Annotated in this window: 16 protein-coding genes and 1 rRNA gene; 10 read left to right on the top strand and 7 right to left on the bottom strand. The window is 60.8% G+C overall.

What is annotated here, in order from left to right:
• The first annotated feature begins 157 nt into the window (after positions 1-157).
• Positions 158-273: ribosomal RNA gene (gene rrf / locus BT125_RS27275) — 5S ribosomal RNA — on the top strand.
• A 116-nt stretch (positions 274-389) separates the two neighbouring features.
• Here rrf and BT125_RS27280 read toward each other — a convergent pair.
• Positions 390-791, bottom strand: coding sequence for a lysozyme inhibitor LprI family protein (locus tag BT125_RS27280; protein ID WP_072412165.1), 402 nt, complete (start codon positions 789-791; stop codon positions 390-392).
• A 154-nt stretch (positions 792-945) separates the two neighbouring features.
• Here BT125_RS27280 and BT125_RS27285 point away from each other — a divergent pair, with 154 nt between their 5' ends.
• The gene (locus tag BT125_RS27285; protein WP_072412167.1) at positions 946-1,404 is read left to right on the top strand and encodes an SRPBCC family protein; all 459 of its coding nucleotides are present in this window, start codon (positions 946-948) and stop codon (positions 1,402-1,404) included.
• Positions 1,405-1,868: 464 nt separating this feature from the next.
• On the opposite strand, the gene BT125_RS27290 is transcribed toward BT125_RS27285, so the two are convergent.
• Together BT125_RS27290 and BT125_RS27295 are read right to left on the bottom strand one after the other, a co-directional pair.
• A complete protein-coding gene (locus BT125_RS27290) occupies positions 1,869-2,246 on the bottom strand; it encodes a hypothetical protein (protein WP_072412169.1) in 378 nt (125 codons plus the stop codon).
• A 176-nt stretch (positions 2,247-2,422) separates the two neighbouring features.
• The gene (locus BT125_RS27295) at positions 2,423-3,370 is read right to left on the bottom strand and encodes an AraC family transcriptional regulator (protein WP_072412171.1); all 948 of its coding nucleotides are present in this window, start codon (positions 3,368-3,370) and stop codon (positions 2,423-2,425) included.
• Between the two features lie 203 nt (positions 3,371-3,573).
• On the opposite strand from BT125_RS27295, the gene BT125_RS27300 reads away from it, so the two are divergent.
• Both BT125_RS27300 and BT125_RS27305 read left to right on the top strand, forming a co-directional pair.
• The gene (locus BT125_RS27300; protein WP_072412173.1) at positions 3,574-4,311 is read left to right on the top strand and encodes an SDR family oxidoreductase; all 738 of its coding nucleotides are present in this window, start codon (positions 3,574-3,576) and stop codon (positions 4,309-4,311) included.
• A 26-nt stretch (positions 4,312-4,337) separates the two neighbouring features.
• Positions 4,338-4,595, top strand: a complete 258-nt coding sequence (locus tag BT125_RS27305) for an Atu4866 domain-containing protein (protein WP_060741379.1) — start codon at positions 4,338-4,340, stop codon at positions 4,593-4,595.
• A 71-nt stretch (positions 4,596-4,666) separates the two neighbouring features.
• On the opposite strand, the gene inhA is transcribed toward BT125_RS27305, so the two are convergent.
• Positions 4,667-5,353 carry an isonitrile hydratase gene (gene inhA, locus BT125_RS27310; protein ID WP_072412175.1) on the bottom strand — a complete coding sequence of 229 codons (687 nt, stop codon included), beginning with the start codon at positions 5,351-5,353 and terminating at the stop codon, positions 4,667-4,669.
• 99 nt (positions 5,354-5,452) lie between these two features.
• On the opposite strand from inhA, the gene BT125_RS27315 reads away from it, so the two are divergent.
• Entirely contained in the window at positions 5,453-6,445 is a 993-nt protein-coding gene (locus BT125_RS27315) for a GlxA family transcriptional regulator (RefSeq protein WP_072412187.1), read from the top strand.
• On the opposite strand, the gene BT125_RS27320 is transcribed toward BT125_RS27315, so the two are convergent.
• From BT125_RS27320 to BT125_RS27330, 3 genes are all read right to left on the bottom strand, one after another.
• Entirely contained in the window at positions 6,414-7,316 is a 903-nt protein-coding gene (locus BT125_RS27320; RefSeq protein ID WP_072412198.1) for an alpha/beta fold hydrolase, read from the bottom strand. The two genes, BT125_RS27315 and BT125_RS27320, sit on opposite strands and share 32 nt — an antisense overlap.
• A gap of 28 nt (positions 7,317-7,344) precedes the next feature.
• Entirely contained in the window at positions 7,345-7,722 is a 378-nt protein-coding gene (locus tag BT125_RS27325; protein WP_072412200.1) for a hypothetical protein, read from the bottom strand.
• A 317-nt stretch (positions 7,723-8,039) separates the two neighbouring features.
• A complete protein-coding gene (locus BT125_RS27330; protein ID WP_072412202.1) occupies positions 8,040-8,645 on the bottom strand; it encodes a TetR/AcrR family transcriptional regulator in 606 nt (201 codons plus the stop codon).
• On the opposite strand from BT125_RS27330, the gene BT125_RS27335 reads away from it, so the two are divergent.
• From BT125_RS27335 to BT125_RS27355, 5 genes are all read left to right on the top strand, one after another.
• On the top strand, positions 8,623-9,972 hold the full coding sequence (locus BT125_RS27335; RefSeq protein ID WP_256573848.1) for an ATP-NAD kinase family protein: 1,350 nt from the start codon (positions 8,623-8,625) through the stop codon (positions 9,970-9,972). The two genes, BT125_RS27330 and BT125_RS27335, sit on opposite strands and share 23 nt — an antisense overlap.
• Before the next feature lie 34 nt (positions 9,973-10,006).
• Positions 10,007-11,410, top strand: a complete 1,404-nt coding sequence (gene gcvPA / locus BT125_RS27340; RefSeq protein ID WP_072412205.1) for an aminomethyl-transferring glycine dehydrogenase subunit GcvPA — start codon at positions 10,007-10,009, stop codon at positions 11,408-11,410.
• Complete coding sequence (gene gcvPB / locus BT125_RS27345) at positions 11,407-12,963, top strand: aminomethyl-transferring glycine dehydrogenase subunit GcvPB (protein ID WP_072412207.1); 1,557 nt, start codon at positions 11,407-11,409, stop codon at positions 12,961-12,963. Before gcvPA ends, gcvPB begins: the two co-directional genes overlap by 4 nt.
• A gap of 134 nt (positions 12,964-13,097) precedes the next feature.
• Positions 13,098-14,720 (top strand): acyl-CoA synthetase, encoded by a 1,623-nt coding sequence (locus BT125_RS27350; RefSeq protein WP_072412209.1) that lies wholly within the window; start codon positions 13,098-13,100, stop codon positions 14,718-14,720.
• A 503-nt stretch (positions 14,721-15,223) separates the two neighbouring features.
• Positions 15,224-15,580 (top strand): DUF6124 family protein, encoded by a 357-nt coding sequence (locus tag BT125_RS27355; protein WP_072412211.1) that lies wholly within the window; start codon positions 15,224-15,226, stop codon positions 15,578-15,580.
• The last annotated feature ends 30 nt before the right edge of the window (positions 15,581-15,610 follow it).

Genomic DNA, 15,610 nt, shown 5'->3' on the forward strand with positions numbered 1-15,610 from the left:
AATTTGAATGCTCCAAGCCCCAAGGCGAACGAGACCAGATTGCGGTGTGTGAAGACGAAACGAACCGAAAGTTCGAGACGCTCAACCGCAACACACAAACTATCGCATACCCATTCGCTGGAGCGTGACCGCAAGGCACGCGCTGGCTACCGAATTTCTTGACGACCATAGAGCATTGGAACCACCTGATCCCATCCCGAACTCAGAAGTGAAACGATGCATCGCCGATGGTAGTGTGGGGTTTCCCCATGTGAGAGTAGGTCATCGTCAAGATTAAATTCCGAAACCCCTATCTGCTGACGCAGGTAGGGGTTTTGTTTTGCCCGCAAGAAAAGAGTTGGGCCAAAAAAGGATGACCTGCAGAGGTCATCCTTTTTGCATCCTGGCTGTTAAGCCTCGGGTATGGGGCAGCCCAAATCTCCTTCCTTGCACTTGAGATAGGTCTTGAACGCCTCGACCCGGGCCTTCGTCTGGACGGTGATGCAATTGTCATAGATCAGCGGATAGACACTGCCGCCCTCAACCCCAGAGGCGGAGAATTCGCATTCGGCATCACGGAAGCCTATCCAGGCACGCTGCGCCTTGACCAGCATTTTCTTGGCCTCGGGGTTGTCCTTCAGGCGTGCGGTGATCTGCTTGTACAAACTGTTCAGCTCATTGTCAGCAGCCTTGTTTTCTTTGGCTGCACATTGGTTCATTTCGCCTTGAGTAGTGGCGTCAGCGCAGTCGTCGGCCTGGGCAACGGCGACAGAAAGCAATGGTGTCAGGACCAGAAGCAAGCGTAGGGACATGTAGGGTCTCTCCTTGAGGGGGTGAAAACGCTGGGGGAAGTTTACATCGCGCCGTGCTGTTTTAAGTTGGCGAGCGCTCAACAACGGTCTGATACAACTTTCCGGTTGGCCTTGTGGTCTTACAAGCCTACTGTTGAAATACAGGAGGTGACTCATGCATTCATCCGACCGCATTGAAAGAAAGATCCTGCTCAAGGCCCCGCGCTCCCAGGTCTGGCGCGCCCTGGCCAATGCCGAAGCCTTTGGCCAATGGTTCGGTGTCGCCCTTGAGGGGAAACGGTTTGTGGCAGGCGAGCGTACCCAGGGGCAAATCACTTATCCAGGTTACGAACACCTTATCTGGGACGTAGCGGTGGAGCGGGTGGAGCCCGAGCGGGTCTTCTCGTTTCGCTGGCATCCTTACGCTGTCGAGCCGCAGGTGGATTATTCCCAGGAGTCCGAAACCCGAGTGCAATTCGAACTCGAAGACATGGATGGCGGTACCTTGCTCAAAGTCGTGGAGTCGGGCTTCAACAACATTCCCGAGGCACGCCGACTCAAGGCTTTTCGCATGGACAGCCGTGGCTGGGACGAGCAGATGACCAATATTGAAGCGTTCCTGCACAAGCCTTGAGCCAGTCGGCTGATGGAGCTAAGGGTTTTCGGAGGGGTAGGTATAGCGAATGTCTTACACGAGATGGTAGGTATGTCGTCTATTTCATTTTGGATCCGAGGCGTAATCTGGACTTATCCACTGAAGCACAGGAAGTGCTCAGGATCAGGGACGATCGACCATGCAAGGATTAGCTATCGACAGGGAGTCGTAATGGTCTTGGAAAAACCCGCTTCGGCGGGTTTTTTTTCGTCCGCTGAAAAGCCCGGAAAGCGTCCTATAGCGAAACGCTTACACGCCGTTGCTGCTTTCTCGTCTTTCTCCAAGTCACCGGTAGGCCTAATCTATGTTCATCCACTGAGTACAGGGAGTGCTTGGGGTCATGGATGATTGGACCAGGCATGGAATGCCGGACAGGGAGTCAAATTGGTCCTCAAAAAACCCGCCTAGGCGGGTTTTTTTTCGTCTGTGGGAAAGTGGCCTGATCATGCCAGGCGCCGGCTCATGGTGCGGTCGGCACCGTCAGCGGCCAAGGTCTGGCTCCCAGGCGTACGGTCAGCACCATCGGCTGCGAGCGTCTGCCCTCCAGGCGTCCGCTCGGCACCATCAGCGGCCAAGGTCTGGCCCCCAGGCGTACGGTCAGCACCATCGGCTGCGAGCGTTTGCCCCCCCGGCGTCCGATCTGCACCGTCGGCAGCGAGTGTCTGCGCTCCAGGCGTCCGATCCGCGCCATCGGCGGCCACCGGCTGCTGGTAATCGCCAGCCCAGGTAAAGAAACGGTCTTGCTGCTGGCTCGGCAGGGCAAACACACTGGCGCTCAGGGCGAAGGTGGTAACGGCGATCAAGGTGTTGAACGTTTTCATGGTAAAGACTCCGGTCATATCAGGTTGAGTGCCGGGTCGTTCAGATGTCGTGATCTGCTGAACCCGTTGCAGCCGGGACGGTTGTCTTGCTGCATGGGTTCAGATTAGGGGCGAGGCGGGGGCGGGCGTTAGACGGATACTGCCCTGGTTTTGCCTGATCCTGTCTGTGTGCCGGATCAGGCGCTACTGGCTTGCAGGGCCTGGGCACGCAAACGCGCGATGTCCTTGCTCGGCGAGGCGCCAAATAGACGGCTGTATTCACGGCTGAACTGCGACGGGCTTTCATACCCCACTTTGTAGCCAATTGACGAAACGTCGCTGTTCTCCGCCAACAACAACCGTCGGGCTTCTTGCAGGCGCAACTGCTTCTGGTATTGCAGCGGGCTCATGGCGGTCACGGCTTTGAAGCGGTGATGCAGGGCCGAAGGGCTGAGATTGATCATTTGTGCCAGGCTGTCGATGCTCAGTGGCTTGGCGTAATGAGTATTGAGCCACTCGATGGCGCGGCTGATTCGATGGGTCTGAGTGTCGGGAATGGCGATTTCGTGCAAGCGCTGGCCTTGGGTACCACGCAGGAGCCGGTAGAAAATCTCCTGCTGGGCCAGCGGCGCGAGGGTGGCAATATCATCCGGGCTGTCCAGCAGCCGCAGCAAGCGCAACATCGCGTCGAGTAATGGCGCATCGATGCGATCCAGGAACAATCCACGATCGGTTCTTTCGGTCGGCACGCCGATGGGGCTGGCGTCGGCGATCAGGCGGCAGATCTGTGCCGGATCGATGTCCAGGCGAATGCATAAATAGGGGCGCTCGGGACTGGCTTCGATCACCTGGCCGGCCAACGGCAGGGTCACCGAGACCACCAAGTAATTGAGGGGGTCATACACGTAGCATTCATCAGCCAGGCGCACTTCCTTGCGCCCCTCGATGATCACGCACAGGCCGGGCTTATGCACGACGTGCAGAGCTTCGGTCGGCTGGTCGCAGCGGATCAGGTGCAACGCTTCGATGGCCGTGGGGTGGACGCCGAATTCCGGGGCGAAGCGCATCATCAGGCTCGCTATTTCGGCGCGACGCTGATTGACGCCGTCGTCTGGCGCAATGTGGATGGACGTGGATACCGACATACCAAGCAACCTCCCTGGCCAAAATGAATAGACCGCGCTAGTAAAACCGATTGCGCGGCTGTCGACCAGAGTCGGATCTACCGCTACAGGATCGTGCAAGTGCGCAGGAGGATCCGGCTAACCCCGACCTCGCTCGGTTCCCTAATCTGGACCTGTCAAAACGCTCCCACCGGGAGCCAATACATCCAGTCGAGGGAACCATCATGTCCGATATTCAAAACAAAGTTGTGGTCATCACCGGCGCCAGCAGCGGGATTGGTGAAGCCGCGGCGCGGTTGCTCGCGGCTCGCGGTGCTCGTGTCGTGCTTGGCGCGCGGCGCATCGATCGTTTGCAAACCCTGGTGCAGGAACTCGAAGCCGCCGGCCAGCAGGCGGTTTGTAAAGCGCTGGACGTGACCCGTCGTGAGGATGTCCAGGCCTTCATCGATTTCGCTGTCGAGCGGTTCGGTAAGGTCGACGTGATCATCAACAACGCCGGGGTCATGCCGCTCTCCAAGCTCGAGGCGCTGAAAGTCGAGGAGTGGGATCGCATGATCGACGTCAATATCCGCGGTGTGCTCCACGGTATCGCCGCCGGGCTGCCGTTGATGCAGCGCCAGCGCAGCGGCCAGTTCATCAACATCGCCTCCATCGGTGCCTACGCGGTCAGCCCGACGGCCGCTGTGTATTGCGCCACCAAGTACGCCGTGCGGGCGATTTCCGAGGGCTTGCGCCAGGAAGTCGGGGGCGATGTGCGGGTGACGGTGATTTCCCCCGGCGTGACCGAATCGGAACTGGCCGATAGCATTTCCGATGAAGGTGGACGTGCCGAAATGCGTGAGTTCCGCAGGATTGCCATTCCAGCCGAAGCCATCGCCCGGGCAATCGCCTACGCCATCGAACAACCAGCGGACGTAGACGTCAGCGAATTGATCGTGCGGCCAACCGCCAGTCCATTCTGACCGGCTTGACTGACAGGAGATGTCCCATGAGAAAGGCATTTGGAGATCAGGATAAATTCGTCGGCCTATGGGTGACGGCTGATGGCGTGATTCGCCATCGGCTGCTGCCGGGCGGACGCTATGACGAAGCGCGAGGTGTACGTGAGAGCGCATATCAGGGCGACTACTGGCTGCAGGATGACCATATCGAATACCACGACGACACCGGTTTCACCGCCGATGGGGATTTTCGCGAAGGCGTGCTCTACCACGCGGGGATGGTGTTGTATCGCCAGGAGGGATGATGAACCGATGACCTTTGCGGTGAGGGGACAACTCCCCTCACCACGGATTTCATTTCCATCGGGACTGATCGTTACGCCCGTTCCAAGCGCACCGCAGCACGCTGGGTGATTTGCGAGCGCACCCGGAACGACTCGGCCGCACGCCGGTTCGCCTCTTCCAGCACGCGCGTCGGCGCGGTGTCCGGGCTGCCGGCGTTGAACGGTGGGGCAGGGGCGTATTCGAGTTGCAGCTGGACCAGCTCGGCGGTGTCTTGGTCGAACAGTTCTGCCGCCAGGGTCAAGGCAAAGTCGATCCCGGCTGTGATGCCGCCACCGGTGAGCAGGTTGCCATCGCGGACTACGCGCTCCTTGATCGGCGTCGCGCCCAGGGTTTGCAGCAGGCTGTGATAGGCCCAGTGGGTGGTGGCACGCTTGCCTTGCAGCAGGCCCGCGGCACCGAGCACCAGCGCGCCGGTACACACCGAAGTGATGTATTTCGCGTCGGCGGCTTGCCGCTTGATGAAGGCCAGTGTCTGTTCGTCTTCCATCAGGGGGCCGACGCCGGTGCCGCCGGGGACGCAGATCACGTCCAGCTTCGGGCAGTCCTCGAATGTGATGGTGGGCAGCAGCACCAGCCCGGTGCTGGAGGTGACCGGCGCCAGGTCCTTCCAGACCAGGTGGACCTTCACGTCGGGCAACGAGGCCAGCACGTCATAAGGGCCGGTCAGGTCCAACTGCTGGACGTGGGGGAATAACAGCAAACCGATCTGCAACGTCATGTCGCGTTCTCCTTTGGATGATGCCCGAGGGGTGGACGGTTTTACTTTAGATCCGTAGGCTCTGGCGTATACGCCAATAAGCCCACGAATCACGCCAATATGCCAAACCCACCGAAAACCGTTCATGTCCTGGCCTTCGCCAACGTGCAAGTGCTCGATGTCACCGGGCCCTTGCAGGTCTTCGCATCGGCCAACGACCTGGCCCGCCAGCAAGGCTTGCCGCTGCCATACACGCCGACGGTCATCGCCGTGGGCGGTGGGGCGGTGATGTCCTCGGCAGGCTTGGCGCTGATGGCCGAGCCGCTGCCGAGCGAAGGCAGCGACACGCTGTTGATCGCCGGAGGCTGGGGCGTGTACGAAGCGGCGAAGGACCCGGCGCTGGTGGCCTGGGTCAAGGATCATGGCCTGCGTTCGCGCCGGGTGGCGTCGGTGTGCACCGGGGCGTTCCTGCTGGCCGCCAGCGGTTGGCTGGACGGACGGCGCGTGGTGACGCACTGGACTCGCTGTGAACAACTGGCCGAGCAACATCCGCAATTGCGGGTCGAACCCAACCCGATTTTCATCAACGACGGTCCGGTCTGGACCTCGGCCGGGGTCACGGCCGGCATCGACCTGGCCCTGGCGCTGGTCGAGCAGGACCTGGGCCGCGCGGTGGCGCTGGAGGTCGCCCGGCACCTGGTGGTGTTCCTCAAGCGCCCTGGTGGTCAATCGCAGTTCAGCGTGACCTTGTCGCTACAAAAGCAAGGCAGTCGGTTCGATGACCTGCATGCCTGGATCGCCGAAAACCTCACCCGTGACCTGAGCCTGTCGAGCCTGGCCGCCGAGGTGGGTATGAGCGAACGCAGCTTTGTACGGCACTACCGCGCCGAGACCGGCCAGACCCCGGCGCGGGCCGTGGAGTTGATTCGCGTGGAAACCGCTCGCCGCCTGCTGGCCGATACAGCGGTGTCGATCAAGCGGGTGGCGGTGCAATGTGGCTTCGGCAGCGAAGAAACCCTGCGCCGCAGTTTCCTGCGGGCCATGGGCGTGACGCCCCAGGCCTATCGCGAGCGATTCGCCGTCAGCCCTCAAGCAGATCCAGCAATGCCTTGAGCGTGGCCTCGGGGGCTTCCTGGGGAATGTTGTGGCCAACACCGGGCAGCACTCGGCGCTCATAGAACCCCGTGAAATGCTCGATGTCTTCATCGTGTTCCGACGCGGGCCCCACGCCGTCATCGGCGCCGCACAGGGAGATGCTCGGCACGCTGATGGCCGGTTGTGCCGCCAGCCGTTCCTCCATCCACTCCAGCGTCGGGTCGCCCGGCGCGTACATGAAGCGATGACGGTAGGAGTGGATCACCACGTCGACGAAGTCCGGGTTATCGAATGACCCGGCGCTGAGGGGGTACAGTTCGGCGCCCCGTGTCCAGGTCGGTGACCACAGGCGCCAGAGCAAGCCACACAGTTCACGCCGGTTCCGGGTCAGGCCCTCGACGCCTCGGGCCGTGTGGAAGTAATACTGGTACCACAGGCGATGTTCGGTTTCCGGGTCCAGCGGCTGCGTGGAACGTGGAATGTCCTGCAGGTTGTAGCCATCGCCGGTCACCAGGCAGCGCACACGCTCGGGCCACAGGGCCGCGACGATACACGCCGCCCGACCGCCCCAGTCGTAGCCGCACAGCGCCGCTTGGGGGATGGAGAGTACGTGCATCAGGTCCAGCAGGTCCTGGGCCAACGCCGCTTGCTGGCCGGAACGCGTGATGTCCGGGTTGTTGAAGCGGGTCGGGCCGTAGCCGCGCAGGTAGGGCACGATGACCCGGTAGCCACGCTGGGCCAGGGCCGGCGCGACTTCATCGAACGCCCTGGGGTCGTAAGGAAAACCGTGCAGCAGGATGATGGGGGCGCCGCTGGCGGGGCCGTGTTCTTCGTAGGCGATGCGCAGCAATGGCGTGACGGCGAAGTTGATCCTGGGCTCAAGGTTCATGTCGGCCTCCGGCTGTGTGCGGTTGCGTTCAGGCAGGTTCCTGGTTGACGTATTTGGCTCGATCCGGGGTAAACGTCACGATCATGTTCGTGCTGGAACAGGTCAAGGTGCGCTCCTGGCTCATGTCGATGTCCAGGTCTTCACCGCGCAGGCCCTGCCATTGGGCGAGGTACTTGAGGCAACCGAATTTTTCGTTTTTCTTCAGGCTGCGGCTGACGCCACCTTTCCAACCCAGCACCGGCAATTCACCGGCCAGGCAACGTTGCGCCAGCTCGGGAAACTTCATCGCCCGGTCGCGGCCGATTTCCCAGCACTTGATCAGGCCCCGGTCCTGGCCTTCCCAGAGGTCCTCGCGGGTCAGGCCTGTTCGGGGTGGGGTGGTGATAGGGCGTTTGATATGGGTCATGTCAGGTCCTTGAGTCGGGTTTTTATCGGGCAGCTCCGCTGCACCCGTGAGAGCATCGATCTTAGGAGGGGTTGGCGGGGCTGGCAACTCGAAAGGGGGCGTAACGATAAATGGGGCCCGGAGACTGCAATGCTCTTGTGGCGAGGGAGCTTGCTCCCGCTGGGTTGCGAAGCGAGCCCCACACCAGACGCTGATTCACCCTGTTCAGTGGTGTCTGACCATTCCATCAGATTGGCGAGCGTTCTGTCGGGTGCCGGGGCGAACCCTGAACCTCAATTCCTCTTCGGCAAGTGCCACACGCTGCCTGGCCGTTACCGCTACCGATTCACAGCTTCAGGCGCCAGCAGCAATCCAGACGCCAATGCGACGAAGCTCTCCACCACTTGCTCGGAGGCCCTGTGCGGATCATCGGCATTGGCGATCCACAAGGACGCGCCGAGCAGGGCGCCCATGATCAGGCGCGCTGTCGCTTCGGTGTTGACCGGGCGAATCGTCCCTTCGTCGATCAGCCGTTGGATGCTGCGTTGAGTGCTGCGGATACACGCGTTCTGGCTGGGCCATTGCGAGGGATCGCCCAGCACCGATGGTCCGTCGAGGAACACGATGCGTTGGATTTCAGGTTCCAGGGACATTTTGATGTACGCGATGGATTCATCGATGAAGCCGTCCCAAATCGTGGCAGCCTCATCGATGATGACCGACAGGCGCGCCATCATTTCTTCGTCGATCTGGGTGATGACTGCCTGCAGCAGTCCTTTCTTGTCACCGAAGTGATGGTATAGCGCGCCCCTGGTGAGCCCCGCTTGCGCGGTCAGATCGTCCATCGAACTGTCCGCATACCCTTTCGTCGCGAAAGCGTCCCGAGCTGCCTTGATCAGCTTGCCGCGGGTCTCCGAAATCATGTCCGCACGCTTCTGCGCCATTGATCGTTTTCCTCATCAAAAAATTCACATGCACGGCGTATGTCAGTTGACATACGCTGCGTATGTCGTATTGTTGCTCACATACGAGGCGTATGCAATGAGCCTGAAGTTCTGTTTCTTCAGTCCGGTGACGCCGCTTTTCAGCACAGGATACCGAGCAATGCGTGAGCAGCGCGATCCCGAGAGTTCATTCACCAGCGTCGGCCAAGGTAAAACCCTCGGGCTGATCGTCAATCCTGTTGCGGGCATGGGCGGCCCGGTGGGTTTGAAGGGCACCGACGGCCCCGACGTCCTGCTAGAGGCGCGACGCCGTGGTGCGCGGCCGGTCTCCAGTGAGCGCGCCGTGCTCGCGCTCAAACGCCTGGCCGCCTCATCCATGCCTTTTCGCTTGCTCACCGGCTCTGGCGCGTTGGGCGAAGACGTTGCACGCGACGCTGGTCTCGACCCTATTGTGGTCTACCGTTCAACATCCGAATCGAGTCAAGCCGATGACACGCGGAGCTCGGCGATTGTCATGGCCTACGCCAACGTTGATCTACTGCTTTTCGCCGGCGGTGATGGCACGGCGCGGGATGTGCTGGGAATGGTCGGTGACCGAGTGCCGATCCTCGGTATCCCGACGGGCGTGAAAATGTATTCCGCCGTTTTCGGTACCAATCCCGAAAACGCTGGAAACCTCGCCGCACGCTTTATTGCCGGCGAGCCTTCGGTGCGCTTTCGCGAGGCCGAGGTGATGGACATCGATGAAGCGGCCACGCGAAATGACCAGGTGTCGGCGCAGCTCTATGGCTACGCACGCAGCCCTTATGAACGTCACCTCGTACAAAACGCCAAATCCGGCTCTATCGCCAGTGACAACCTGGCGCTGGACGCCGCCTGTCGGCAGGTCATTCGAGAGATGCAGCCGGATTGTCTGTACCTGTTGGGTCCTGGCACCACCACGCGGCGAGTGATGACCGAACTCGGCCTGCCATCGACGCTGCTGGGTGTCGATGCCGTGCTGAACGGCACGCTGGTGGGCTCTGACCTCAACGAACACCAGTTGATCCGGCTGATGGAGGGCTATGAGACCCGCATCGTCGTTGGTGTTCTTGGCGGGCATGGCAGCTTGTTCGGCCGTGGCAATCAGCAGATCAGCGCCGAGGTCATCCGCCGGGCAGGGCGCGAGCACATCATCGTGATTGCCTCGATGGACAAGCTGCTCTCTCTCGACGCCGGTTGCTTGCGCGTCGACACCGGCGATGCCCAAGTCGACGCCACGCTCAGCGGCCACATACGCGTGCACACAGGACCTGACCGGTCCGTCTTCTTCAGGGTTCGATCCTGACCATTTGTTCCATCCGAAAACCGAGGATAACCCCATGAACAATCATGTCGCCCACCCCTACATGGCGAACTCCGTACCCGCCCTCAAACAGGAGATGCTGGACTCCATTGGTGTTGACAGCATAGAGGCACTGTTCCAGCAAATCCCCGAGGAACATCGCCTGCAACGGCCGATCAACCTGCCGCCAGCCCTGAACGAAAGTGAGTTGCGCCGACATCTGGTCAGTACGCTGTCGAAGAACAAGACCTGCGAGCAGAACCTCAACTTCCTCGGTGCCGGCTGTTGGCAGCATCACGTTCCGGCGGCCTGCGATGAGGTGGTACGGCGCAACGAATGGTTGACGTCGGTGTTCGGCGAGCCGAGTTCCGACCATGGGCGCAACCAGGCCTGGTTCGAGTTCTGCAGCCAGCTCGGCGAGCTGTTGAATATGGACCTGGTCGGCCTGCCCGTACGCAGTTGGGGTTGCGCTGCCGGCCACGCCATCCGCATGGCCACACGCATCACCGGGCGCAACGAAGTGGCGGTGGTCCGCGCCATCGACCCGGAGCGGCTGTCGATCATTCGCAACTACTGCGAACCGGTCGACATGCCGAGCCACATCGTCGTACGGCTCGTCGACTATGACCCGAACACCGGTTTGCTCGACCTCGATCACCTGCGTACCTCGATCGGTGCGCAAACCGCCGCCGTGTATTTCGAAACCCCGTCCTACTTCGGGGTGATCGAACAACAAGGCGCCGAGATTGCGGCGATTGCCCATGCGGCGGGCGCCGAAGTGATCGTCGGTGTCGACCCTATTTCCCTGGGCGTGCTGGCAGCCCCCATCGATTTCGGCGCGGACATCGTGGTCGGTACCACGCAGCCGCTCGGCGTGCACATGAATTGCGGCGGCGGCGTCAGCGGCTTCATTGCAACCCGCGACGAAGAACTCTATGCGCATCAGTACCCGACGCTGTTTATCAGCATTGCCGAGACCACCAAGCCCGGTGAATACGGTTTTGGCCTGAGCCTGTTCGAGCAATCGTCCTACGGCTTGCGTGACAAGGGTAACGACTGGACCGGCCACTCGGTGTACATGTGGGCCATCGCCAACGCCGTGTACATGGCGATGATGGGGCCGCAAGGCTTTGAAGACGTGGGCAAGGTGATCCTGCAACGGGCTCACTACGCCGCCAAGTCGCTGGCTGAAATTCCAGGGGTTGGCGTGACATTCCCGTCCGGTTTCTTCAAGGAGTTCGTGGTCAACTTCCAGGCCACCGGGCGCAGTGTGAAAGACATCAACAAGCAGCTACTCGCACTGGGGATCTTCGGCGGCAAAGATCTGACGCAGGACTTCCCGGAGCTGGGCGCCAGTGCCCTGTATTGCGTCACCGAAATTCACACCCAGGCAGATATCGAGCGTCTGACCGCTGCACTCAAAAAGGTAATCGCACAATGAGCACCACACTCAAGGAATACCACGCCCCCGTCTGGAGCGAACCGGTCATTATGGAAATGGGCTATCCCGGCCGCCGCGGTGTGATTTTTTCCGATGTCGAAGCCGACGTTCAAACAGCTGTCGGCAGCGCCGCTGATTTGATTCCCGCGACCATGCGCCGTTCGCGCAAGCCGGCGTTGCCGGAAATGTCCGAGCCCGAAGTGCTGTATCACTACTTGCGCCTGTCGCAGCAGACTCTGGGCATGATGAACATCAGCCTGTTCGGTACCTGCACCATGAAGTACAACGCGCAGATCAACGAGGCCATGGCCTGGCGTCCGGAAATCACCCACGTGCATCCCTATCAGGACGAAGATACGCTGCAAGGCGCGCTGGAAGTGGTGCATGGCATGGACACGATTCTGCGCGAGTTGTCCGGGATGGATCAGTTCATCTTCCAGGCGGGCGGCGGAGCTGACGCGGCCTACACCAGTTGCGCCGTGACCCGCGCCTACCATGCGTCTCGTGGTGAACTGGCCCAGCGTGACGAGATCATTACCACCCTCCAGACACATCCCAGCAGTGCCGCGACGGCTGCGGCGGCGGGGTTCAAAGTCATCACGCTGATGATCGAGGAGAACGGCTATCCGTCGCTCGAATCACTCAAGGCTGCCGTGTCCAACCGCACTGCCGCGTTGATGGTGAACAACCCCGACGACATGGGCGTCTACAACCCCGAGATACGCGAATGGGTGCGCGTGGTGCATGAGGCCGGTGGCCTGTGTTTCTACGATCACGCCAACTTCAATGGCGCGATGACCAAAATCCGCGCCCGTGAACTCGGGTTCGATGCCTGCATGTTCATGCTGCACAAGACTTTCGGCGCGCCCAAGAGTGGCGTCGGCGGCCCCGCTGTAGGGGCTTATGGCTGCTCGGCGGAACTCGCCCCGTTCTTGCCTGCACCCGTGGTCGCCTTTGACGGTGAGCGCTATCGCCTCGACCATGACCGTCCACAAAGCTGCGGCAAGATCCGCGAGTTCTGGGGCAATGTCCCGGTGATTCTCAAGGCCTACGCCTGGTCCCGCGCCATGGGTGCGGCGGGTATGGCGGAGGCCTCGGACATTTCCGTGCTGGCCAACAACTACATGGAAAAAGGCCTGCTGGCCATTCGCGGCGTCACCCGTTCCCATCCCGAGGCCACGAGTCCGCGAATGGAAATGACGCGCTACAGCCTTGAGCAACTCAAGGAAGACACCGGCGTGGATGTCCATGACGTTCAGAACCGCATGAGCGATTTCGGTATTGATCCGATGTGGAGCAGCCACCACCCGTGGTTAGTGCCCGAGCCGTTCACCCCGGAGCCGGGCGAAATGTATGGCAAGGAAGCGCTGGACACCTGGATCGCGGTGCTCGCGCGGATCTCCGACGAGGCCTACTCTAATCCCGAGATTGTCAAAACCTCGCCGCATAACCAGGCGATCCACCGGCTCAAGAGCGCGCCACTGGAAGACCCGCAACACTGGGCCATGACCTGGCGCTCCTATGTGCGCAAGAACGATAGACGTACGGCTTGAACCAGCGATTGCATCGATGCAGCGCCCCCGTCGATCAGACGGGGGCGGTGATCCACACCTGTTCAGAGCCAACAATCAGCCATTGGAAGTACCTGGCGTGCTACGCGGCTAGGACTTCCCCACAGGAAAACCTCATGTCGATTTTCGAAACGGGCCTGGCACCCTCGCCAGTCAATCATGTCGCACTCTCGCCCCTGAGCTTCATCGAGCGCACGGCCTCGGTCTACGGTGAGTATCCGGCGGTGATCCACGGCGCGGTACGGCGCAACTGGCAACAGACTTATGAGCGCTGCCGGCGCCTGGCCGGTGCGCTCAGCGGGCGGGGTATTGGCAAGGGTGATACGGTCGCGGTGATGCTGCCCAACATCCCGGCCATGCTTGAAGTGCACTTTGCGGTGCCAATGATTGGCGCCGTCCTCAACACCCTCAATGTACGGCTGGATGCGCCCGCCATTGCTTTCATGCTGGAGCACGGTGAGGCCAAGGTATTGATCACCGACCGTGAGTTCCACGAGGTGATTCGTGAAGCCTTGAGCCTTCTGTCCAGTCCGCCCCTGGTGGTTGATGTGGACGATCCGGAGTACGGCGCAGGCCAAGCCCTCAGCGATCTGGACTATGAAGCCCTGCTCGCTGAGGGCGACCCGCAATTCGCCTGGCAATGGCCTGAGGACGAGTGGCAAGCCATCGCCCTCAACTACACGTCCGGCACCACCGGCAATCCGAAAGGCGTGATTTACCACCACCGTGGCGCCTATCTCAATTCGCTGGGCAATCAGATGACCTGGGCCATGGGCAATCATCCGGTGTACCTCTGGACGCTGCCGATGTTCCATTGCAACGGCTGGTGCTTCCCCTGGACCGTCACCGCACTGGCCGGCACCCATGTGTTTTTGCGCCGCGTGGAGCCTGAGAAAATTCTCACCCTGATCAATCAACACCAGGTCAGCCACCTGTGCGGCGCGCCCATTGTGCTCAACGCGCTGGTCAACCTGCCAGACTCGGCCAAGGTCACTTTCGATCACCCGGTCAACGCCATGGTGGCGGGCGCCGCGCCGCCGGCCAAGGTCATCGGTGCGGTGGAGGAAATGGGCATCAAGATTACCCACGTCTATGGTTTGACCGAGGTTTACGGCCCCGTGACCGTTTGTGCATGGCACACGCAATGGGATGAGCAACCGCTCGATGAGCGGGCGAAGATCAAGTCACGCCAAGGCGTGCGCTATCCGACGTTGGAAGGCCTGATGGTCGCTGATCCGCAGACCCTGGAGCCGGTGCCTTGCGATGGGCTCAGCGTCGGCGAAGTCTTCATGCGCGGCAACACGGTGATGAAGGGTTACCTGAAGAACCCCGAGGCCACCCGTGAGGCATTCCAGGGCGGCTGGTTTCACACCGGCGACCTGGCGGTTCGTCACCCGGACGGCTATGTCGAAATCAAGGATCGGCTCAAGGACATAATCATCTCGGGTGGAGAGAATATTTCCACCATCGAGGTTGAGGGCGTTCTGTATCGTCACCCGGCGGTACTGGAAGCGGCGGTGGTCGCCCGTCCGGACGAAAAATGGGGTGAAACCCCGTGCGCCTATATCACCCTCAAAGCCGACTGCCAGGATATTCGGGAAGCCGATATCATCCGCTTCTGTCGTGAGCATCTGGCAGGGTTCAAGCTGCCGAAAACCGTGGTGTTCAGCGAGCTGCCGAAAACCTCGACGGGCAAGATCCAGAAGTACGTGCTGCGCGGCTGGGCCAAGGCACTCTGAAAAGGAACCCGCTTGACCGATGGCCGGCACTTTTTCGCAATCGGGACACGCACATGGCTCGCCACTTAACTTCGAACCGATTCATTACACCGCATCACAGATGAAGTCCCCAGCCCCACCGTTGTCTCGCTCTGGGGGCTGGAAGGTTATGCACCTGCTGGGCAGTCGAGCGGGAGCAAGCTCCCTCGCCACAGGTTATGTGTTCCTACAAAAAATGTGATTGAACCGGAATTTTCTGACGAGTCGCGTCGGTTGCCGGTTCGGAAGAGGCGGGGATAGGCTTTGCTCGTCGCTGCAAAATCAGCGACCGGGTTTGGTCGCCCGGGTTTAGAATGGCGCACGGTGCCGCGCGAGCGGCTGTCTGCTTTATGGCTGACTGTGCGTGGGAGGGCTTCGGGCCCTGCCGGGTTTCCATTCCCTGGTCGACCAACCTGCGTACAGTTCGCCACCTTCTGCTTGGTCGCGGAAATGGTGAACTCCACGTTCGAATGGAGATTCATATCATGGTCAAGATCACTCCCAACCCTCCACGCGCCGAAGACCTTTCTGCTTACACCACCCTCGACACAAAAAAACTCCGCGAAGCCGCCGACCGGGCGCTGAACATTCACTTGTCTTCCACCCCAGCCAAACCCGATACCCAGGACGGCCAGGTGTTCACCGTGGTCCCCGAGCTAAACACCGAGTCGGTGTTGACCAGCCTCAGCGAAACCCTGGCCTCGGCCGATGCGCTGGTCAGCGCCCTGGGGTTCGAACTGGAAGGTTCCCGGCGACACGTAGCACTGGGGATTCAGCAGTTGATCGAGCTGGCCGGATTGCTGGCCAACCGTGCGTTGGATGACCTGGAGACGACTGGCTAACTGACACACCGCTCTTGTGGCGAGGGAGCT

The organism is Pseudomonas sp. NFACC04-2 (genome assembly GCF_900119265.1).
Classification (GTDB): domain Bacteria; phylum Pseudomonadota; class Gammaproteobacteria; order Pseudomonadales; family Pseudomonadaceae; genus Aquipseudomonas; species Aquipseudomonas fluorescens_AA.

Bases quoted from the DNA above. Each gene is read 5' to 3' on its own strand.
- BT125_RS27280 (WP_072412165.1), bottom strand. From the start codon at position 791: ATGTCCCTACGCTTGCTTCTGGTCCTGACACCATTGCTTTCTGTCGCC.
- BT125_RS27285 (WP_072412167.1), top strand. From the start codon at position 946: ATGCATTCATCCGACCGCATTGAAAGAAAGATCCTGCTCAAGGCCCCG.
- BT125_RS27290 (WP_072412169.1), bottom strand. From the start codon at position 2,246: ATGAAAACGTTCAACACCTTGATCGCCGTTACCACCTTCGCCCTGAGC.
- BT125_RS27295 (WP_072412171.1), bottom strand. From the start codon at position 3,370: ATGTCGGTATCCACGTCCATCCACATTGCGCCAGACGACGGCGTCAAT.
- BT125_RS27300 (WP_072412173.1), top strand. From the start codon at position 3,574: ATGTCCGATATTCAAAACAAAGTTGTGGTCATCACCGGCGCCAGCAGC.
- BT125_RS27305 (WP_060741379.1), top strand. From the start codon at position 4,338: ATGAGAAAGGCATTTGGAGATCAGGATAAATTCGTCGGCCTATGGGTG.
- inhA (WP_072412175.1), bottom strand. From the start codon at position 5,353: ATGACGTTGCAGATCGGTTTGCTGTTATTCCCCCACGTCCAGCAGTTG.
- BT125_RS27315 (WP_072412187.1), top strand. From the start codon at position 5,453: ATGCCAAACCCACCGAAAACCGTTCATGTCCTGGCCTTCGCCAACGTG.
- BT125_RS27320 (WP_072412198.1), bottom strand. From the start codon at position 7,316: ATGAACCTTGAGCCCAGGATCAACTTCGCCGTCACGCCATTGCTGCGC.
- BT125_RS27325 (WP_072412200.1), bottom strand. From the start codon at position 7,722: ATGACCCATATCAAACGCCCTATCACCACCCCACCCCGAACAGGCCTG.
- BT125_RS27335 (WP_256573848.1), top strand. From the start codon at position 8,623: ATGTCCGCACGCTTCTGCGCCATTGATCGTTTTCCTCATCAAAAAATT.
- BT125_RS27330 (WP_072412202.1), bottom strand. From the start codon at position 8,645: ATGGCGCAGAAGCGTGCGGACATGATTTCGGAGACCCGCGGCAAGCTG.
- gcvPA (WP_072412205.1), top strand. From the start codon at position 10,007: ATGAACAATCATGTCGCCCACCCCTACATGGCGAACTCCGTACCCGCC.
- gcvPB (WP_072412207.1), top strand. From the start codon at position 11,407: ATGAGCACCACACTCAAGGAATACCACGCCCCCGTCTGGAGCGAACCG.
- BT125_RS27350 (WP_072412209.1), top strand. From the start codon at position 13,098: ATGTCGATTTTCGAAACGGGCCTGGCACCCTCGCCAGTCAATCATGTC.
- BT125_RS27355 (WP_072412211.1), top strand. From the start codon at position 15,224: ATGGTCAAGATCACTCCCAACCCTCCACGCGCCGAAGACCTTTCTGCT.